General features: G+C 74.7%; 1 protein-coding gene. It reads right to left on the bottom strand.

The genetic code is table 11. The features are described 5' to 3' along the window. Positions 1–192 (bottom strand): MarR family transcriptional regulator (locus G3I65_RS27780; protein WP_309235748.1); only part of this gene is annotated, 192 nt, incomplete at its 3' end. Positions 193–411 lie beyond the last annotated feature (219 nt).

Here is a 411-nt window from a genome sequence, read left to right as displayed (position 1 = left end):
CGTCGAGCGCCGCCCGCCCCGGCTGGCCGACGGCCCCGCGGCCTCGACCAGCCCGACTTCGGCGAGCCGGGCCACCTCGGCCCCCACCCGGGCCCGCGGCAGCTCGAGCCGCTCCCCCAGCTCGACCCGTGACATCGGGCCCTCGTCCCGCAGCAGGGTGAGCAACCGGGTCTGGTGCCGGGTTTCGACCATCGAGTGCTCCGTGCCGGATACCGCGCTCATTCGCCTCAGCCTACTGCGTCGGAGCGCGAACCACGCCGCGTCCCGAGTGGACAGTCGCCGCCCACGTCACCAAAGCGCCCAGCGCGAACGCCGCGCCCAGCAGCGCGGACCCCGGCCAGCCCGCCGCCTCGAACGACGCCGTCGTCGTGGTGGCCCCGAGCGCGGAACCGAGCGAATAGAAGACCATGT

It is taken from the genome of Amycolatopsis sp. SID8362, assembly GCF_010550475.1.
GTDB classification, from domain to species: domain Bacteria; phylum Actinomycetota; class Actinomycetes; order Mycobacteriales; family Pseudonocardiaceae; genus Amycolatopsis; species Amycolatopsis eburnea.
The sequence above is the reverse complement of the archived record's forward strand: the minus strand, read 5'-3'. Positions and strand labels throughout refer to the sequence as shown.